At 46.6% G+C, this 19,811-nt stretch carries 16 protein-coding genes; 2 read left to right on the top strand and 14 right to left on the bottom strand.

Annotated features, from left to right (window positions below; all coding sequences use genetic code 11):
* Positions 1–66: 66 nt before the first annotated feature.
* Positions 67–2,334: a putative PEP-binding protein gene (locus MHB49_RS13830; RefSeq protein WP_405156499.1), complete on the bottom strand. Its 2,268-nt coding sequence runs from the start codon at positions 2,332–2,334 to the stop codon at positions 67–69.
* Positions 2,335–2,571: 237 nt separating this feature from the next.
* Here MHB49_RS13830 and MHB49_RS13825 point away from each other — a divergent pair, with 237 nt between their 5' ends.
* Both MHB49_RS13825 and MHB49_RS13820 read left to right on the top strand, forming a co-directional pair.
* On the top strand, positions 2,572–2,949 hold the full coding sequence (locus MHB49_RS13825; RefSeq protein WP_405156498.1) for a VOC family protein: 378 nt from the start codon (positions 2,572–2,574) through the stop codon (positions 2,947–2,949).
* A gap of 209 nt (positions 2,950–3,158) precedes the next feature.
* Entirely contained in the window at positions 3,159–3,830 is a 672-nt protein-coding gene (locus tag MHB49_RS13820) for an SOS response-associated peptidase (protein ID WP_405156497.1), read from the top strand.
* A gap of 95 nt (positions 3,831–3,925) precedes the next feature.
* On the opposite strand, the gene MHB49_RS13815 is transcribed toward MHB49_RS13820, so the two are convergent.
* From MHB49_RS13815 to MHB49_RS13755, 13 genes are all read right to left on the bottom strand, one after another.
* Positions 3,926–5,404, bottom strand: coding sequence for a helix-turn-helix domain-containing protein (locus tag MHB49_RS13815; protein ID WP_405156496.1), 1,479 nt, complete (start codon positions 5,402–5,404; stop codon positions 3,926–3,928).
* 287 nt (positions 5,405–5,691) lie between these two features.
* Positions 5,692–6,690, bottom strand: coding sequence for an ABC transporter substrate-binding protein (locus MHB49_RS13810; protein ID WP_405156495.1), 999 nt, complete (start codon positions 6,688–6,690; stop codon positions 5,692–5,694).
* A 179-nt stretch (positions 6,691–6,869) separates the two neighbouring features.
* The gene (locus MHB49_RS13805) at positions 6,870–7,244 is read right to left on the bottom strand and encodes a hypothetical protein (RefSeq protein WP_405156494.1); all 375 of its coding nucleotides are present in this window, start codon (positions 7,242–7,244) and stop codon (positions 6,870–6,872) included.
* Positions 7,237–7,929: a PolC-type DNA polymerase III gene (locus tag MHB49_RS13800; protein WP_405156493.1), complete on the bottom strand. Its 693-nt coding sequence runs from the start codon at positions 7,927–7,929 to the stop codon at positions 7,237–7,239. Before MHB49_RS13800 ends, MHB49_RS13805 begins: the two co-directional genes overlap by 8 nt.
* Before the next feature lie 20 nt (positions 7,930–7,949).
* Positions 7,950–8,903 (bottom strand): class I SAM-dependent methyltransferase, encoded by a 954-nt coding sequence (locus MHB49_RS13795; RefSeq protein WP_405156492.1) that lies wholly within the window; start codon positions 8,901–8,903, stop codon positions 7,950–7,952.
* A 38-nt stretch (positions 8,904–8,941) separates the two neighbouring features.
* A complete protein-coding gene (locus MHB49_RS13790) occupies positions 8,942–9,529 on the bottom strand; it encodes a histidine phosphatase family protein (RefSeq protein WP_247902403.1) in 588 nt (195 codons plus the stop codon).
* A complete protein-coding gene (locus tag MHB49_RS13785; RefSeq protein ID WP_405157129.1) occupies positions 9,526–11,742 on the bottom strand; it encodes a class I SAM-dependent methyltransferase in 2,217 nt (738 codons plus the stop codon). The genes MHB49_RS13790 and MHB49_RS13785 overlap by 4 nt, the downstream gene beginning before the upstream one ends.
* Before the next feature lie 43 nt (positions 11,743–11,785).
* Positions 11,786–12,598, bottom strand: coding sequence for a phosphotransferase family protein (locus tag MHB49_RS13780; RefSeq protein ID WP_405156491.1), 813 nt, complete (start codon positions 12,596–12,598; stop codon positions 11,786–11,788).
* A 77-nt stretch (positions 12,599–12,675) separates the two neighbouring features.
* The gene (locus tag MHB49_RS13775; RefSeq protein ID WP_405156490.1) at positions 12,676–14,301 is read right to left on the bottom strand and encodes a helix-turn-helix domain-containing protein; all 1,626 of its coding nucleotides are present in this window, start codon (positions 14,299–14,301) and stop codon (positions 12,676–12,678) included.
* Positions 14,302–14,319: 18 nt separating this feature from the next.
* Positions 14,320–15,327: a FecCD family ABC transporter permease gene (locus MHB49_RS13770; protein ID WP_405156489.1), complete on the bottom strand. Its 1,008-nt coding sequence runs from the start codon at positions 15,325–15,327 to the stop codon at positions 14,320–14,322.
* Positions 15,324–16,325, bottom strand: a complete 1,002-nt coding sequence (locus MHB49_RS13765; RefSeq protein ID WP_405156488.1) for a FecCD family ABC transporter permease — start codon at positions 16,323–16,325, stop codon at positions 15,324–15,326. The genes MHB49_RS13770 and MHB49_RS13765 overlap by 4 nt, the downstream gene beginning before the upstream one ends.
* A gap of 308 nt (positions 16,326–16,633) precedes the next feature.
* Positions 16,634–17,605, bottom strand: coding sequence for an ABC transporter substrate-binding protein (locus MHB49_RS13760; protein WP_405156487.1), 972 nt, complete (start codon positions 17,603–17,605; stop codon positions 16,634–16,636).
* Positions 17,606–17,739: 134 nt separating this feature from the next.
* Positions 17,740–19,806 carry an IucA/IucC family protein gene (locus tag MHB49_RS13755; protein WP_405156486.1) on the bottom strand — a complete coding sequence of 689 codons (2,067 nt, stop codon included), beginning with the start codon at positions 19,804–19,806 and terminating at the stop codon, positions 17,740–17,742.
* Positions 19,807–19,811 lie beyond the last annotated feature (5 nt).

Genomic DNA, 19,811 nt, shown 5'->3' with positions numbered 1-19,811 from the left:
TTTACAAAACGCATATTTCAGTATAACAGTTTTGGGGTTGGTATTCCATGAGGGGATACGGAAATGTTACGCAATTGTCGATATATCACCGTCCTGCCTGTTTTCATTTGGGTCCTGCTTCTGGGCAAGGAGTGACGCCTGTGCGGCAGCAATACGAGCAAGCGGCACCTGTTCTGGCAAACAACTTACATAATCCAGACCAATACGGTGGCAAAAAGCAATGGAAGCCGGATCGGCTGCATTCTCGCCACAGATGCCTGCTTTTAGATGAGGTTTCCGAATTCGACCCTGTACGAGAGCCATCTCCACCAGCTGCCCTACTCCATCGATATCCAGTACCTGAAATGGATTGCTGAGCAATGAGCGTTGTGGATCAATAAAATAAAGGGATGGCTTCTCCGTATGGTGACGGCTGTAACCAAACGTCATCTGTGTCAGCTCATCGGTGCCAAACGAGAAGAAGTCAGCATGACGGGCAATCGGAGCTGCGGTCAATGCCGCTCGTGGAACTTCAATTCGTGCTCCCACTTTGTAAAGACAGTGACGCTTCTCCTCTCCAAGCACCTGGTCCGCTACATGATCCACCAGCTCTCTCATGACCTGAAGGTCATTGGCATGACCCACCAAAGGAATCATAATCTCAGGCCTCACCCACAGCCCTTGGCGGATGCCCTTCACCGCTGCACGAAAAATGGCCTCCAGCTGCATATCGTAGATTTCCGGGAACACGGTTCCCAGTCGACAGTCCCGTTGTCCTAGCAACGGATATTGTTCATGCAATTCCAGCACCCTGCGGATGACACACTCAAGCTCCTGCACCTCAGTGTTGTTTTCCTCCAATGCCCTCAGAGCCAACTGTTCATGTCGTTCGTTTAACCTTTCAATATCAGGCAGCAGCTCATGCAGCGGCGGATCAAGCAATCGAATGGTTACCGGATAACCATCCATCGCTTCGAAGAGTTGTTCAAAATCAGACTGCTGCATCGGCAAAAGACGTTCCAGTCCACGTTTGCGCTCAGCTTCGCTGTCAGCCAGTATCATTTTCTGTACAAAAGGAAATCTCGAAGCAGACAACAACAGTTGTTCTGTCCGACACAATCCAATGCCCTCTGCCCCTAACGCGCGGGCTTTCACAGCGTCCTTGGGATGATCCACATTCGAAAGTATGGTAAGTCCCTTCATTTCATCAGCCCAATCGAGCAGAAGCTGCAGCTCTGGTGATAAGTTTGAAGATGCTTTCAGCAATTCTGTTACATGCCAAGGCTGGATACGTAATATTGCATCCTCTTTGGTGATTACCCCTTCATCCACGAAGTCTATAGTACTCCTCAGCGTCGCCTGTGAGGTTAACCTCGCTTCACTGATTTCCACAAGATACAAGGTCCCTGTATCCACAACAAATTGGATCTCCTGTACCTCTCTCGTGTGGGATTCCAGATAACCGCAAGCATCCTGCAAAAGACTGTACAATTCAGGACTTTCACTCCGCAGTTGATCCAGTCCGTCATTTGAACGCCAGGAAGCAGAAGCAGAAACGTAATCACCTGTCATGCCTCGTTCCCCGGTACCTGGATGACGAGAATATACCGTCCCGAACCCGCTTCGGTCACCACGCTCACCATTGACCATCACCTGTATAAGAACAGCTGCTCCTTGAGTTTCATGGGAGAAATGAGAAGGATTACGAAGAAGTTCTTGTTGAGAGTTGTGCCGGATATGTTGTGAATCAGAAACCGCACGCATTACTTCTTTTAACTGTAACTGCACATCTTGAGGGAAAGGCTGACGCCCATTCTCTTCTATTAAGCGTTTACATTCCGCGATGGCGAATTCCAGCTTCGCTTCATCGAGTATCGAGATGTCTCCCGATTTTTCTTCAAATAGGGCATACGGAATGTCGTGCACCAGTTGACCATAATCCTGCAACAAAATTCGATAACAATTAAGGGCATACTGACGATCATTCGTTTGCCTCGCGAAACCCTCCACCGTCACATCATTCAGTCCTACATGAAGCAAAGCATGGGATGCTGTACCACGGGAACACGTTTCACTCGACCGGACGGCAAGAAGAAGTGGTGCTGAGGAATCGCCGAAAAATCTGCCGGATTGCTTCTCCAGATGCTGAATTGCGCTGCCAATCTCTTGGGCTCCTTCAGCTGAAAGATGTGCAAGACGGGTACAGAACGTGCGACAGCCTTCCTGTGTTACAATGAATCCGGCCGGAACGGGCCAACCTGCCTGGAACAACGCCACAAGTCCAGCCCCTTTACTACCCATCAGCCCTTTCATCTCTGCCGTACCTTCTTCCAATAGAACTACCCGTTTTGTCATTACAGCGCTCCCATCTGCCATTACATGGCTGTGCTTAAAAGGCAATTCAGTCGTTCGAATTGTCCTTTATCTAATGGTATGTCGCATTGCGGCAGTCAAGGACATTTGCTTCCTCTTTTTGTGCTTGAATTGAAGTTGTATGGCGGTTGCTCATATATGGTAATATAAAGCTTGACTCAATCTAAAAAAGGCATACCTGCTTCAATAATCAACTACGTATATAAGGAGTGTAAATCAATGTTTACTCAAGTCGGGCAAATTATGTTGTATGTAAATGATCAGGACAAGGCTCTTCAATTTTGGACGGAAAAAGCAGGTTTCCATGTCGTTAACGAAGTCAATGGGAATGGCATGCGTTGGATCGAGATTGCTCCTGTGAAAGGTGCTCAAACTACGATTATCCTGCACGACAAGGAATTCGTTGCCAACATGTCGCCTGAATTAAACCTTGGCACACCATCTCTTATGCTATTCACAGATAACCTGGATCAACTTTACACTCACTTATCCAATAAACAAGTTACGGTTGGCGAAATTGTAACGATGCCTGGCGGAAGAGTATTCAACTTTGCAGATGATGAAAACAATTACTTTGCGGTGATGGAGAAAAACTAATCTCTCTGAAAAAAATAAAACCACGTATCAAAAAAGACGAAAACTACTCGGTTTCCTCCGAGATGGAATTCGTCTTTTTTTCGGTTTCGTTTTTCGTTCATGCCTGCAGCATATGTAGACTTGGAGGATTCTCTCCACAAATTACCCGTTTCTATTCTCAGAAATTTGAGTAAAATTACATAGTATATCCTCTCAAAGGAGGCTGCTTTATGTGTGGCAGATTTACAATAACTGATTCGGTCGAGGACATCATTGAACGTTATATGGCGGCCATGGCTAATGGATTTGAGTACAAGCCGAATTACAATGCAGCACCTAAGCAATACATCCCGGCAATTATCGCTAGCAAAGAAGGCAATCGATTGGGATCGCTCCGATGGGGTCTAGTCCCTTCTTGGGCTACGGATGACAAGATTGGAAATAAGATGATTAACGCTCGAGCTGAAACTCTTTCCGAAAAGCCAGCCTTCAAAGCCCTAATCCGCTCCAAACGTTGTATCATCCCAACAAACGGATTTTATGAGTGGAAGAAAGAAGGATTAACAAAGCGGCCAATGCGGATACTCATGAAGGATGAACACTTATTCTCATTGGCAGGATTGTACGATACCTGGCTAGATCCAGAGGGCAATAAGATAAGCACATGTACTATCATTACTACTGAGCCGAATGAGTTGATGATAGACATCCATAACCGTATGCCAGTTATATTACGCCCCGAAGATGAAGCTGAATGGCTTGAAAGAGATAATTCCGACGTTCAGTCGTTACTAGGAATGCTCAAACCATACAAAGCGTCTGAGATGCGTGCTTACGAGGTCCCTAAAGAAGTTGGTAATGTGCGGAATAACTATGAGGGATTATTAAAGCAAGTAACTTGAGATTTAATGAAAGAGTGATGCCTTTGGTAGCATCACCCTTTCGTTTTACAACAGATGTGATTTTAGAACGAATAAACTGTCAGATACTGCATCATTTAAGCCATAAATCGCAGTATATCATCGATCTTCTTCCCGTGGGAAATAACTCCATAATTCATCCAGGTCATAAAATCCACCTCATATACGTGACCGCTTTTCACGGCAGGCAGTCGTTTCCACTCCTCTCTCTCCAGGAGCTTCCGCTCCTCTCCTCGATATGCAGAATCCATATTGTCAAATGTAATAAAGAAATGATCTGCCTCAAGCTGACATAGCTGCTCAAGCCCAATACCGACTCTTCTACTTTGATTCGCCCATTGCTGAACACAAACATGCGGTGTCAATCCAAGATCCTGATACAATACAGGACCTACGTAACCGTACTGGTTCCCATAGAGTGTAATTTCCGATGCAGAAATACGTAAAAAAGCAACTGTTTTCCCACGCATATGCCGTGCCAATCGGTTCTTGGCTTCCTGCGCTTTTTCTTCATAGTCACCTATTACATCCTGCACACGGCTTACTTTTCCAAGCACATCCGCGGTAGATTTCAAAATGGAACGCCAGTGCTCACCCTGATGATCCACATAAAACGTAGGTGCTACTTGTTCAAACCGCTCCAAGTTCCAGCGTTCGTGTCCACCGTTCAGCATAATAAACTCGGGCACATTCGTCTCATTAAACCCTGCATCCAACTGAGTAACATCGAATTCAGGAACATCTTCCAATCCCAAATAGTGTTGTCTGCCCCAGGAACGATGGGAATATTGCAACATCGGCCTTACTCCAAGAGCCAGTACGAAGTCTTCCAGATAAGGTGCAAATACACGCGCGTCTTGACGATGATGACGCCGATACAATCCTGGTGAAATGCCAGCATACTGCTTAAAGCGACGGCCGAAATAATACTCGTTATTAAATCCCACATTCTGAGCGATATCATGCAGACGATCATCCGTCAGTTGCAATAGCTGTTTGGAGCGTTCCAATCGAACAGCATTCACATAGTCAAGCGGAAGCTTACCCGTACTTTCTTTGAATTGCCGAGTATAACTGGCCCTGGTAAGCCGGATATCAGCCGCTAAATCGTCAACCGTTATGGCCTGATTATAGTGTTCGTGAATATAACGAATGGAACTTTGAAGCCGTACGCGGTCATTCGGTTCCTCGGTCTCGGGATCACTTTGCCGAAGCAAGATCCTGAACCATTCCTGGAAGCGTAGTTGTACCTCCCACTGTTCCAGCCAATCACGATCTGTCTGTTGGCGTAATATCTGTGCCAAGGGTTCCAAACAGGAACTCCACGGACTGTAATTTAGCTCGATAAGAGATAATGATCCTTGGATATCTATCCCTTTAAGAAATCTATGGTGCTCAGTCGTGTCTCTCATATTCATACGGTTCGAAGTATCCTCTTTCACCTCAGCCACCGTCAGATCCAGTTTATAAAATTGCAATTCATTCTCTGTCCCAGTAGAATCTTCAATTACAATGGATTTTCCAACGGGAACAAATATAATCATACCTTTTTCCATACGGATTTCCCTGTCCGAGCAGACCATTGAACCCTTTCCACACGTCACAACGAATAGGGATTGTGAGTCAGACATCGGGTATGCGAGCCGTTTCGCTGCATTGGGCTTATTGCGATCTACATATTCTATATGTCGAAGTGAGCATAACCAAGGCTTGGGAATCCATTGTTTTATCGTGGGCCACATGTCCATCTTCCTTAATTGAGAATTGTTATCATTTAAAGTAGTGTAAACGAAAAAAGAAAGCTCTTCAACCCTATGGGAAGAACTTTCTTATAGGATTATGCTTATGGAGCCATTTTTTGCAAGAGATCATCAATCTTCATTGAATTCGCTATGACGGCTCCCGATTGCCAGTGTGATCTTTCCATCATGTACACATGTTTGTTTTTAACGGCCGGAAGCGACTGCCACAACTTTCCGTCCAATACTTTGATGGCCGCCTCGTTCTCTTTGGAAGACCAATTCCCATTGGAAGGGAACACTATAATGTGGTCTGCATCCAGCTCCGGAATCGCCTCTTCTGACAGTAACTCCTGATATTCCTTCATGTTAGCTGCCAACGGATGAGGTGTTAATCCAACACCTGAATAGATAAATCCTGTAAGACGATTCTTCACACCAAACAAAGCTAACGTCTTCTCAGTCACATTCAGGCGTACAACGGCTACTGTCTCATTTCCAATCGCTTCTTGTAGCTTTGACTTGGCATCTGCAATCTTGCCTTCAAATTCAGCCACAACTTCTGCACCCTTTTCAGGTTTACCGACAACATCCGCAATGGTTGTCAAGATCTGATTGGAATCCTGCAAAATTTCCTCAGGCAAACGATACGTCGGTGCTACCTTGGAGTACATCTCATATGTCGCTGCATCCACTCCATCCACAATGATTAGATCCGGATCATATTGAAGCAACGCTTCAATACTCCCGGTCAAATCGAACCGTGGCACATCCAGATCCAGATATTCCTGTACGCCCCACATCGGATTATACCACTGTACTACAGGCGTGATATCAAGAGCCTTGAGATAATCTTCCACATAGATACCAGCAATCCGCTGCGGATGCACCGGAATCGTCACATCCCCGAATTCATCCTGAACAACACGTGTCTCTGCTTCTTTTTCTGTTGTTTCAGATGTACTCTCACCTGAAGCTCCAGCCCCGGATGGAGAATCCTGCTCAACCTTCGACTCCGAATTTGCACTACAGCCCGTTATAACTACAACCATGAGTAACAATATGATCGTCCACCCTTTAAACCCTTTACTGAATCTTACCATGGTACCCTTCACCCCTATGTAATCTGTTGTTGTATCGGTGAGAACAGCTTTTATAAATAATGATTATCATTCTCACTAAATACTTAGATGAATTGTACCTTATGCTGTGTAAAATCCACAATACACATTCGAGGCTATTTTTTTATACAAACGAAAGAATATACAACCGCTACCCCCGCTTAACGCAGGGGCAATGTACCTTGTTGATAACGTTCAAGTAATTGCATAACAAATAAATCCTGCATTTCGTCCTGTAACAGAGCCGCCCCAATCAAACCAATATCATCACTGACATATCCGGCCAGTTCAGGATCGCCCGCAAGAGCAATTGTTCGTTTGAAAGCCAGTTCCCTGCATGCACGAAGCACTTCTTCTTCCACAACGTCAGACTTCTGAGCAAATCGTTCAAATGCCTGCATCCACTCATCGGCAAATTCAGAAGCATCCCGTTGATCCAGATAGGCCTCCACATCCAGGCCTTTGAATGTCTGTTGGCTAATCATCCGCCCCTCATTCAAATCAGCCAGCAGTTTATCCGCATCCACTCTACTCATTTGGCTTCCCTCCTCCGATCGGTGCTGTCAAATACATCTCGGGAATCACAAAACGTTTCATTACATGTTTCGCATCCGCAGCAAAATGATCCAATGCAAGAGCCTGATATTCATTCAGGACATGTTCAAAAATACGAGCAATCACACCACAATCGGCCAAGGTATTGTGCCTGTGAATTCCGTCTGTATTCAGGTCATAATACCGGATCAGGAAATCGGTAGAGATGACCTCGGAGATTTCAGGATGAATATATGTGAACATCGCTTTCGTATCCAAAACCGGATTGGTAAACATCGGCAGCCCATTCATATCACAATGCCGTTTCAACATGGGCAAATCATACTCATAACCAGCCTGCGTTACTAATACCTTATCCCCGATGAATTCCAGGAAAGCATGATATGCTTCCGCGAACGAGGGAGCCTGGATCATATCCTCATTTGAGATGCCCGTTAAGTTCGCGACCGCTTGTGGAATCGGTTTAGACGCACGTACAAGTGAAGAGAACGTTGAATTTAATGATGCTCCTTTTTTGTAATACATCGCACCAAATTGAGTCACACTTTCCTCTGCCGGATTAATCCCTGTTCCTTCAAGATCAAATATGCAGTACGTCCTATCTTGCAAGTGAGAGACTTTTAGCTCTTCAATCGTGTACGTATCCGGCATAAACGTAATCTTCATTCGGCTCTCCCCTTTTTCATCTAATCCAGCCGCATAATTCGCGTCATTTGTTGTGTTGGTGTTATCCAGGTTCGACATACAGAGTACTGGGGCAGTTGATCTACGAATGACTCTATGAAAGGAACACTCGGCGCATAGAAGAAGGAGCCCCCTGGTTTTAGCGCTCTTAATAGCTCCATATATTTCTGAGCGTATGCTTCTGGTTCACCGTCTGCCTTGAGATGATGATGTGTAAAATGGTTGGAGAATGCCAAATGGGATATTATTGTCCCCCACTGTTCTTGTTCAAATGAAGATTCCATCCAGCCCATACGTCGCAAAAACGGCCGATCTTCCAATGCATCCACCTGTCTGTCCATCCCGTAAGCTTCTATTTTTTTATTACGTAAAAAATGGACCAAATTGGCCTGCGGACCGCAGCCAAGATCAAGCACCGGTTGATGCAGGTGCTCTATATCCAAGCCGAGCCAGGATACCTGCAGATCCGCCGAATACTCCTCACACGGTACCCAGAAGAGATGTGGACCCATCGTATATTTTTTAAACAAGTCCTCGCCGTTAGTCTGTATTAGAAATGTTCTTAATTGATGATAATGCTCTTGAAAGAATTGCTGCACTACCTCTTCCCCTGCCCTCTCATTCTGCAAAAGAGACCAGATTCGCATAAATTGATCTTTATATATTTCTGTCAATTGCAACTTGTCTTTGCTCGTAAACTGCATAAACTGGTTCACCTGGATAAAATGACGAATTCCTTGCTCTGCTAGTTTAATTGTAAAATGATTTAATAATCCATCTGTAAAAATACGTTCTAATGCTTTTGCAACTTGAGCGCGATATTCCATTAGCCAGCACAACGTTCGCGGAGATGGCCCTAGTGTAGACTTGCCCTCATTATAAAATAAACTTTTATTGTCATTAAAACGGATTTGTTGCTCCATAAAGGACTCTACCAACTTGCGGTTCAGTATCATCGCCTCCTAACGTCGTTAGAACGTGTTACCTAGAGAAACTAAACCTGTTCTTCCCATAGTCGTGTTACCTGGACCAACCTGCCTTCACGATCAAACTCCAGTTTGTAGATGTCCGGCATCGTTGTGTTTGCCCAGAAGTCATAACCATAGGACGAATCATAATAATTGAAAATCAACGTCATGATATCCCCATGGGTGCCAACCACTATTTTTTGTCCCGGATGCCTATCCAGGATACGCTGTATAACAGCAATTGCCCGCGCCCCAGCGACTTCGCCGGATTCTCCACCTGAATAGGCAAATGCAGGATCATCATAGAGCCTTTGTTTGGCTTTACGAAAATGTTCATGCTTCACTTCAGGACCTGACAGCTCACGCTCACGCAAATCCTCTTCGGTGACCACAATGCCGCCTGACACTTCTGCCAACCCCTGAATCGTATCCACAGCCCGTCTATACGGACTGGAATAAAACAGCTGGATTTGCTCCCGATGGAGCAAACCCGCAACACTAGCCGCATCTCTTTTCCCTTGTTCCGTCAGACCTCGCTCGCGTTCCTTCCCTTCGATATATTCAGATTCCGCGTGCCTTACAAAATATAAAGCCGTGTTGGCTTCATTTGTCATCTGTCCGCCATTCCTTTCTTTTTTTCAATCACAATCAGGCAGGTGCTGTCTGGCAAAGGTGCAGGTTGACCATGTTCATCCATAAATTGTATTCGTTCTCCAAGCGCTTCCGTATATCCTTCCTGAAGAAAGTGTCGGAACGTTATAATTTCTGCTTGCTCACCCAGCGCTTCGCGAATACAATGCTCATAGGCCGATGGAGTAAATATGCCGAATTGCTCCTGAATCTCATGGACATAGGCTTCTTCGCCCCATGTATAGGTGTACAAAAATTCCATCGCATCGTTGATTCCCAGCACGGCCTCATTCTCGGAGATCTGCTCAAATTCGATGCTTCGTCCCTGGAAATCCTGCGCATACCGTTCCAGCCATCGCATCCCATCCGGTTCGAGAAAACGAATCCGTCGCTTCTGTGCCTCAGGTTCAGTCATGATACCATCCCTGATCAGAATCCGGCCACCAGGGGACAACACGTTAAACGAACTTCTTAGCGCAGCAACGACCGTATCCCTGTTAAATCTTCGTCCGTCACGTTCAATATACGAATACAGTTCATGCAGAATGGATGAAAAAATAACCGTATCCACCGTGCCTGGCTGCACGTATTGATCCAGTTGAAGAGCATCCCCCTTCAATACTTGCCAGCGATGTGCCTCCCGCTGCTTTTTGCGCTCCAACGCCTCAATGACATTCGCTGAAATATCAATGCCGATTGGTTCCATCTCAGGTCGTTCCTGCTCAATCAGGTCGAGCAATATTCCACCGCCGGGACCGATATCGAGCACTCGTTTGCCCACCATATAATCCAGCAGTACTTTCTTGTAATCACCTGAGCTGTTCATGTCGGCCAGATACGTCTCTTCATTATGGAACCGATCATATGCGTCCCGACGCAATCCAAACAGGTCAAATAACAACAGCACCGCCTTCTCGTATAACGGAGACTTTTCTGCCTCAATACAGAACGCAATCAGCTTCTCCGCGGCCGGGGAAAATTCAAACGTCACAAATAACGTATCCCGTAAATCCGGGTGCCGTTCAATCCGATGTGTCAAGTGAGGGTAAGTGATCGTCTCACCTGCTTCAATCTGCTCCCACGAATATTGCTCCAAATACTTTTCAATCATTCGTTTCTTGTAAATATTCAATTTCTTGACACCTTTATAGTCGTAATACATCGTGTTCATTAAAGGTTCAAAACTGATATGCCTTACTGCATCCCATTGTTGTTCCATAGCTTCACTGTGCAGCGTCAAAAGGAAAATCTTGACCATCTCCTGCAGCGAAAAATCGTGCATCGCTGACTCCACATACCATAAGGTTCGGTGAGCCAGAGGAGCGAGAAGTTTCTCTATCTCAAGCTGGGCTTGAAGTTTGGCATAAGCTTCATCCATCGCTTCTCCCTGACGTATAGACGAGCTCCGCAAGCGTGAGAGCCGCTCCTTCACATTCCAGTCTGTATGATCCGGCTCTGTAATGATCCAGCCTATAATACGCTGAACTTCACCCTGAACCTGATTCCAAAGTGCTGGGTCAACACCGGCAATGATGCATTCGTTCAGCGCCCTCAGGATGGCCTGCATTTCATCTGCGGTCAGCCACCCTTGCGTGATGAATGAATGCAGTGGAGCATTTTCAGCAAACGGGATTTCGCCTCTGATGTACTGACCAATAAGTCCGTGTGTGGTAATAAGGGTACGAATGAGCTCACGCCGAGGTGTGAGTGAACCATATGCAGTTGGCGTAAATTGCGTACTACTTGGATAATCATTTGAAGAATCACTCGATGATTCCGATCGAGATGAATGTTCCTCCTCACGTTGGCTTTGCTTGCCATGCAAATTTCCAACACTTCCATACATGTCATATAGCTGTGCTGAACCCACATTATGTACAAACAGGTTAACCCCCTGTTTCTGCCATTTTCGCCGCTGTTTCGGTGACCCTGCTTTTGCCGTTTCCGACCAGACCAGCACGTCCTCCAGAATTTCTCTTATCCAAAAAGAAACTTGAAGCTGCTCCAGCACCTGAAGTGTGCGTTCTACATAATCCAGTACCGGATTCGTTCCTTCCAGCTCCGCGATAGAATGAATACGTTCCAGGTTAATATTCGGCTGCTCTGCTGCTGCCAACAGCTGCAACCACGTTGGCTGCTCTCCCTCAGAGAGATGGCCTGACTTGTAAGATTGTATGGCCTTTAATGCGTTCAGCATGGATTCTTTCACCTCGTTATCCTCTTTAGTTAAGCTATATATGTTATTTCAGCAGACGAATACGATCGTGCACAAGCTTGATTAACTGATCCGCTTCCACCCCAGGTAAACTCTCGTTCAGACGTGCAGCGGCAACCGGCAGAATCCACGCATCCATTTCCTGGCGGGAAATCCCGGAAATCTGTAAATAATGCCGGATATAATCATCCAACAGTAAGTTTCGAACCCCTTCAAATCCTTTAAGAATAGCTGGGGCCGTATCCTCCGGCAGGGTGGCGCTCATTAATATTACCCAGCTTCTTGCCACATCACCCGCCGGATCACCCGACATGCCTGTCATCCAGTCTATAACCCAATATTGATCTCTTGTTTCATTCACCATGACATTATCGGGATGAAAATCACCGTGACAAATTTGCTTTCGATCTGGAAGAGTCGACAAATAAGTAATAATCTGTATTTTCTCCTCTTCCGACAATAGAGAGGTATTTCGAATAGCTCCAGTAAGAATCTGCTTTTGTGCAGGGAGTACTCCTTCTTCATCATTCTGGGCGTGTAGGCTATGATGACAGACTGCCATTTGACATGATAGTTCTTTGATCAGCACAGGTTCCTGAATCATAAGGGATAACATCGTATTGCCTTCAATCCGTTCAAATATGATCCCTTTTCGAGATTCATCATCCTTAAATAACCTTGCCTGCGGCACAGGCAGGCCCTTCCTGAATACCGCATCGGTAATTCGAAACTCATTCTGCACAGCTTCCGCTGGAAAATCCGCATGATATAGTTTCATAATCTGATTTGATGTGTACTCAAAGATCTCTGCCGTTCTTCCTTGTCCAATCCGTCTCATAATTCATTCCCCCTGATATGAGTACACTTCCTACTTAACGTGTAATCCCTGTTGAAACGCTGCCAGCTCAGCGCTGGTTAGCGCTGCTGATATTCACCCACGGCTGCCAGCAATTCATTCATGATTCGTTGTCTACCGAGCGGAGTCCAGCTCATCACAAACCAATTGGGGATGCGCTTAACTTTTCCATCCTTCACCGCCGGAATCTGGGGCCATGCTGCCGTTCTGGTCAACTCGTCATACATTTTGTCACTACCGGCGAGAATATGATGATGATGAATGAACAGATGTTCCGTCTCCAATACTGGCATGGCCTCCGGCTGCAGCTCCATTCGCCACAATTCTGCTGGAGCCTGAGTGCCCGGACGCAAACCAAGCTCGCCGTATATCAATTCATTGAGCGGATGATTCACCCTGCCCTGAATGCCAATCGTCCGGTGGCTCACTTGCATGATGGTGATCCGTTCCTGGCCCAGCATCCGGCGCAATGTCTGGCCTGTTGTCTCAATTTGCACATCCAGACGTGTCAGCATCTCCGCAGCCTCACGTTCCCGATTCACCAATTCGGCAATCTTCTCGAAGTTTCCTTTCCAGTCCCACACAGAGAAATCCAGAAATACAGGCGCAGCCGTTTGTTTGAACTGCTCTCTGAACTCCGTATGATAATGGTCGGCGATAATCATATCCGGATTGGACTGCTCCAATTCCAGCAGCTGGCTGTGTAATTTTTCCGCATACTGCTCATTGCTCTGATCCGGATACTGGAATAAATCCACCACACAGACCGGCTCGATTCCAACGGATATCAGATGGTCGTCGAATCCGAGCGAGGAGGCTACAGCCACCTTTAACTTGCCTCGCTTCATATATAATGTAGGGGATACACCCACCATGCGTTGAAACATGCGGCTAAAGTAAAATTCACTCCGATAACCGACCGCAGCTGCCACTTCCTTCACTCGACTGTTCTTCATATTCAGCATCTGCTTCGCACGGGTCATACGTATGTTGCTTAGGTACTCGACTGGCGGCAAACCGGTTTCACTTCGGAACAAACGTGAAAAAGCAACCGGCGGCATGCCACCTGCTGCTTCAGCCAGCTGTTCAATGCTTACTTTGTCTGTATAATGCTGCTCCATATAAAGGATGCTCCGTTCAACCCGTTCATCCATTACCGTACTCTGCTGTTCCGGTTCATTCTTCATAATATTCTGGATCAATAGCTCTAACTGAATTCTCAAATGCAATGAATCCCGATTTCGCTCCTGTCGACTATGATGATACAGCTGCACAATCTGTTGGAGGATCTGCTGCGGATGATGCACGGGAACATGACCTGGCGAGAGTGCCCCGGATAAGGACAGGACAGGCAATGCTTCATATTTACCTCTGGTCTTGGTTAATCGGATCGGTTCAAACCATATCCCATAATATTCGAACGTACTACCTTGCTCCGGGAATTCCACAATCATGCCGGGTACAAGCAAATATAACTGGAGAGGACGAACCTTCTGCAGCGCACCATCCAGTACAACAACCCCTTCGCCATCTGTAATAAAGCATAATATGTATACAGGAACCCGAACATGTTTGGCTTGTCGGGTCATGGGAAACTTTCGTTTACGTACTGAAGATAAAAGATAGATTAGATTGGCTTCATTCACATATGATGGCATGAAAAGATGCACCAGCCTTTCTTGCATTCTAAATCCTTCTCTTCATTATATCCCTCTGCGTCGCAACAGCAAATACATCATGTATGGAGCCCCGATCATCGCCGTAATTAATCCGGCTGGAATCTCGTACGGAGCGAACCATGTCCGTCCGGCCAGATCTGCGAGCATGACGATCAGTCCTCCAAGCAACGCCGCAACCGGCAAGCGAATCAGACTCCGACTGCCTGCCAGATGTTTGGCCATGTGTGGAGCCATTAAGCCAACAAAGCCAATCGTTCCTGCCATCGACACCGCAGACCCGGCGAGTCCTACACTCATCAGAAGGAACAACACCCGCACGGTCTCCACGCGCAAACCCAACCCGGCGGCTGACTGGACATCCAACAGAAACATATCCAGTCTTCTGGACATCCATATTAATAGAAGAAACAGAATTACCACCCACGGCAATAAAGGCCAAAAGTGTTCCCACGTTCGTCCGTACAGACTACCTGCCATCCACACCGATGCCTGGGAGACCCGGAATATTTTGCCTACTGTCAACAAATACGTGATCAATGCACCTGCCATGGCAGATATGCCCACACCAATCAGCAGCATGCGAACCGTGGAACTCGCCTCTCCTTTTCTCCATGACAATCCATAGATTACCGCGGCCGCGAGAAAGGCACCACTGAAGGCAATCCACGGCATATGCCGCATCGGAAAAGCAGGAACCAGTACCATGACGGCAACCACCGCCGCAGCCGCACCTGAATTCAAACCAATCACGCCAGGTGATGCCAGAGGATTCCTCGTAATGACCTGCAAGATTGTACCTGCCAATGCCAGACCACATCCAACCAGGAAACCAGTCAGTACCCTGGGCAGCCTTAACTGATGAATGGTGAAGTAATATTCCTGATCTCCCCTTCCCATCAAGCTGCGTAGTACTTCTCCTGGAGGGATGGAGCGATCTCCCAGCATCACATTAAGCACGAGCACTCCCACATTCAATAACAAGAGAATCAGAATAATGGTGAGTGCACGCCCCTTTATGATAGAAGAAATCATATCGATCTCTCCTTTCTTTGGGCCAGATAGATCAGGAACGGCGCACCAAAGAAGGCTGTAACCACCCCGACAGGAATTTCCTGGCCAGGCAGCACAAATCTCGCGCCAATGTCTGCTGTGAGCAGCAGCAATGCTCCCAGAACAGCAGAGTACGGAACCACCCATCGATAATCACTGCCTGCAATCAATCTTGCGATATGCGGAATAGCCAACCCGATAAACCCAATGGGTCCAGCAAGTGCGACGGCACTGCCAGCCAGCAGAACAATGGCGATAATACAGATGATCCTGATCATCTTCATTCGCTGTCCTAATCCTTGAGCCACTTCATCTCCCAAACCAAAAATATTCAATTGACTGCTTAAAGCAAACGCACAGATGACGCCTATGATCAAATAAGGCAGAATTTGAAAAAACAGATCGAGATCCCTGCCTGTTAATGACCCTGCCAACCAGAAGCGCATCGTATCCAGGGATTGCTCATTTAGAATGAGAATACCTTGTGTCAATGAAGCAAACAGCAAATTTAATGTAGCCCCTGCCAGGACAAGTTTAACTGAAGATAAGGGTTGTCTGCCTGTGGAACTAAGAAGGAAAACCAGTACGCCTGCAACCGTAGCCCCCAACAGCGCAGACCATGCAAATAATTGAAGAGAAGTCGTTCCCAGCCAAAAGGAAGCAAGCACCGCCGTAAGTGCCGCGCCATAATTAATGCCGAACAGTTCAGGACCTGCCAGGGCATTGCGGCTAATCGCCTGCATCAGGCACCCGGCCACAGCCAGAGAACTGCCAACCACTGCGGCAATAACTGCTCTTGGCAGTCTGACGGTTTGTATGATCAGATGTTCACGCGATCCATCAAAGGCATAGAAGGCATCCACAACAGAACGGAGTGGTATCTGTACGATGCCATACATGATGCTGACTAGAAACGCGAGAACTGTCAACACGATGATGGTTGCTAAACCAGTGAATCTGAATCTGGTGCTGCTGTTCATTTTTTTACGCCTCCCACTTACATGCTGCTGAATTTATGTACTTGAAAATGTTGAATAAATCACTTATAGAAAATGGACTGCAAAAATTTTTCCTTCTATATATATAGGGCCAAATATAGAGCAAAGAAAAATCGTACTAAAAGCCCTATGCAGAAAAATCAGAAAAATTGGATCGTCACATTCGACGACCCAATTTTACAGTTAAGCTATGTCCACTTGAAAGCATTATTGCAATGGATAATGTACAATGGACCACGTAGTGATTTTCCAATCCATTGTTTTTGAAAAAGGTGCAGCATAGTTTACATTTAGTTGGCTACATAGGTGTTCAGATCATCCACGACCTTGTTTACAGCCTGAATGCCCAGACCACTCATCCAGTACTCCCAATCGACCGGGTGCACCGCTTGATTCTGAACTCCTTTTAACGTCGCCCACAATTTACTTTTTTCGAGCTTGGCGAATGCATCCGGCTCACGGTTAAACCAGAAGATTACGTCCCCATCCAGATCAGCAATCTGCTCTTCCGTAATATCCTGGGAGAAACCTGCATCCTGCTGAGCTGCGGGACGAACAATTCCGGCGTCTTCCATAATCGTACCTGCAAAAGTTTCTTTCAGATAGACCTGAATTTTGTCCTCACGCGGACGGAACAGCGATACTTCCTTGGCATCCTTGCCTGCAAGCGTGGATTTCAATTCCTCCATGCGCTGCTGATATGTATCCAACAGCTTCTTGCCATCTTCCAGCTTGTTTACAGCATCGGCATGAAGCTGCAGATTTTCCTTCCAGGTTACCCCGAGTGTTTCTACAAACACCGTAGGAGCGATTTCTTTTAACTGATCATGGATAGCGTCATGTGTATCTTTATTACCAATGATCAAGTCCGGCTTCAGTGCATCGATAGCCTCCAGGCTTGGTTCATTTACCGATCCGATATTCTCAATGCCTTCTGTGCCCTTCAAATAGGCTGGGTAAGGATCGCCTGCTGCCAGGATAGAAGGTGCGCCTACAGGTGTAATGCCCAACTCAAGCAAATTATCCAAAGCCCCAATGTCCAGTACTACAATTCGATTTGCATTAGCCGGAACCTGAACCTCGCCATATGCATCCTTGACGGTACGTGTATCCCCAGTATTGGCTACAGTTTCTTCTTGCTTTGGTTCGGTTGCAGATGTTTCCGCTGCTGAACCGCTCGCGGCACCTGATCCCGAATTTCCACAACCTGCGAGCACCAGCATCAATACCGCGAACACAGCAAAATGCACCCATGGTTTCATTCCAATCCTATTTCTCTCTACATGCATTCTATCCAACCCCCTGATCCTATTTAATAACCTAATCAATAATGATTATCATTATTAAAACAATATCCCACAATTCCAGTTTCTGTCCATGCAATATTCTTTTGATCTCATATACTATTTTTTAATCCATCTTTATTTGACCCATATTTATCCATAATTTGATGTGCCAGTGGATTTGGAACCTGATGAATACGCAATTCATCATCTGGAAACAAGCGACGCTTCGTCAATTGCTCTACTCCGATCTTAGAATCAAACAAGGAATACAGCTTGTAACGTTCATGGAATTCAGGGAAACGCCGTTGATAGTCAGTAATGATCTTACGAACTTTATTCCAGAAGGTCTGCTCTCTGATCTGGTAGTGCTCCTGCATGAATAAAGCCAGTTCTCCAAGATTGATAAAGAAAAAGGCATCGTGTATGAAATCCCGCACTTCTGCTGGTGCGTCCGTCTCCAGAAATGAATTACGGTTCACACGACGATGATATTCCGGCACCTCGACAAGCGCTGGACAGAGATTTGGATCGGCAAGTGCCTCTCTCGTAAATCGAATTCCATCGTGAAAATCCTTCAGAGCAATGCGTGAAGGCTTCCCTTCCTGGTGAACAAGCAGCATATTCTGTGCATGAGATTCCAGGGCAATTCCATGAGCGAATAACCAGTGAATGAGCGGTCGTACCGAAGTCTTCAACAGCTCGGACAGCCATTCATCAGCACCCAGCCTTTTTACCCAAGGATCAATCACCGGTCGCCCTGCAGGGTCCAGTGTAGCCAATGCATTAAACGGAATCGCCGATTCGCCCGGCTCCAACCGGGAATGTACACTTTCCCTCCAAATGCAGGACAGCACACCATACGAAAGGGGCTTCAACGCATCCGGTATCTGATGATTGTCGTATGCAACGCCTGCAATCTCTCCCAGAAGAATGACACGCAGCTCATCCCTCATGTAAGGATCTTGCTTGTTAATTCCCTGCAGCCAGTCGGTAATGAGAGGTGCATTCTCCACCGTATGCGGGGCAATTACCCTGCCTGTCGATGTGTTAATCATACTAAGCGACAGCTTCAAGTAGGGTGAATTCGGACGTGATCGGTTAGCTAGCGTGCGGATCGATTGTTGAGCCGTATATCGATCTTCGCTGCTGCCGAGCACTACGATGCTCCCGTTACAAATGTCTTCTGCAAGAACGGAACTGATCGTTGTTCGCCATTGCCACGGATGCACTGGCATCAGCACATACTCTGCCGGATCAGCCCCCATTTCCTGTAGTGCCGTGAGGAAGCGTTCCAACACTTGATCGCCAAGTTGATCCCGAAGCCACTCCCTTGTAGCCGGTCCATGTTCATTCACACCATGACTTATCCGTGCGTATTGCTTATGAATTCCGACCCATATCGGTCTAATCCATCCACCGAACTCGGGTCCATAGTCAAGCTGATCTTCAACTCGGAACCCAATACGGGATTTATAACTCGGATGGTACGGATGACCTTCGATAATTCCACTTTCCCAGTCCTCATCGGAAAGAGCATGGAAATCATTCTGCCGCTCAGCTCGTACATATCGCGCCAGTGTGTCATTAATCAGCGTCTGCTCCAGCTCTTTAACGAAATGCAGCAGCTTCCCTTCATCCGCTCCTATAGCAGGTCCGACTTCCAGCAAAAACAGAGAAATGGATTCCGCTTCTTGGCAGTCCGCAGCTTCATGCTGAAAGCCTTCCCCCTTTTGCATGATTCTGCTTTCCGAAGCCGGAACCTCATCCACACAGACACGTCTTGTCATCGGTTCATGGTTCAGCCGCAAACGACCAAAGGTAAGATGCCTTGTTCCCTTGCACGCGTAAATGACCCGTTCACCATTCAGCCCTTTACCCTCCATTTCCCAAATGTTAAACCCCTGCGCCTCCCTTGAGGTATAATCCATAACACCTTCGTACATCAAGGATTCGACCAGCTGCCTGAAAATGCGTCTGCGTGCATCGGTATAGTGATGTGAAGACAGAGCTGCGGTGTACAGTTTTCTTTGCTGCGCTTGCCAGCACTCGTTCTCTATCTCAAGTCCGAAGCCTACGACACCATTACGTACTTGGCTGGAGGATTCTTCATTGCAAAATGGTTGTCTATCCCAATCCTCGTCATTTCTTTGATATTCAGATTTTCTTGTACTTTCCATGCGCA

Origin of the sequence: Paenibacillus sp. FSL K6-0108 (assembly GCF_045040695.1) — a bacterium.
Lineage (GTDB): Bacteria > Bacillota > Bacilli > Paenibacillales > Paenibacillaceae > Paenibacillus > Paenibacillus pabuli_B.
The sequence above is the reverse complement of the archived record's forward strand: the minus strand, read 5'-3'. Positions and strand labels throughout refer to the sequence as shown.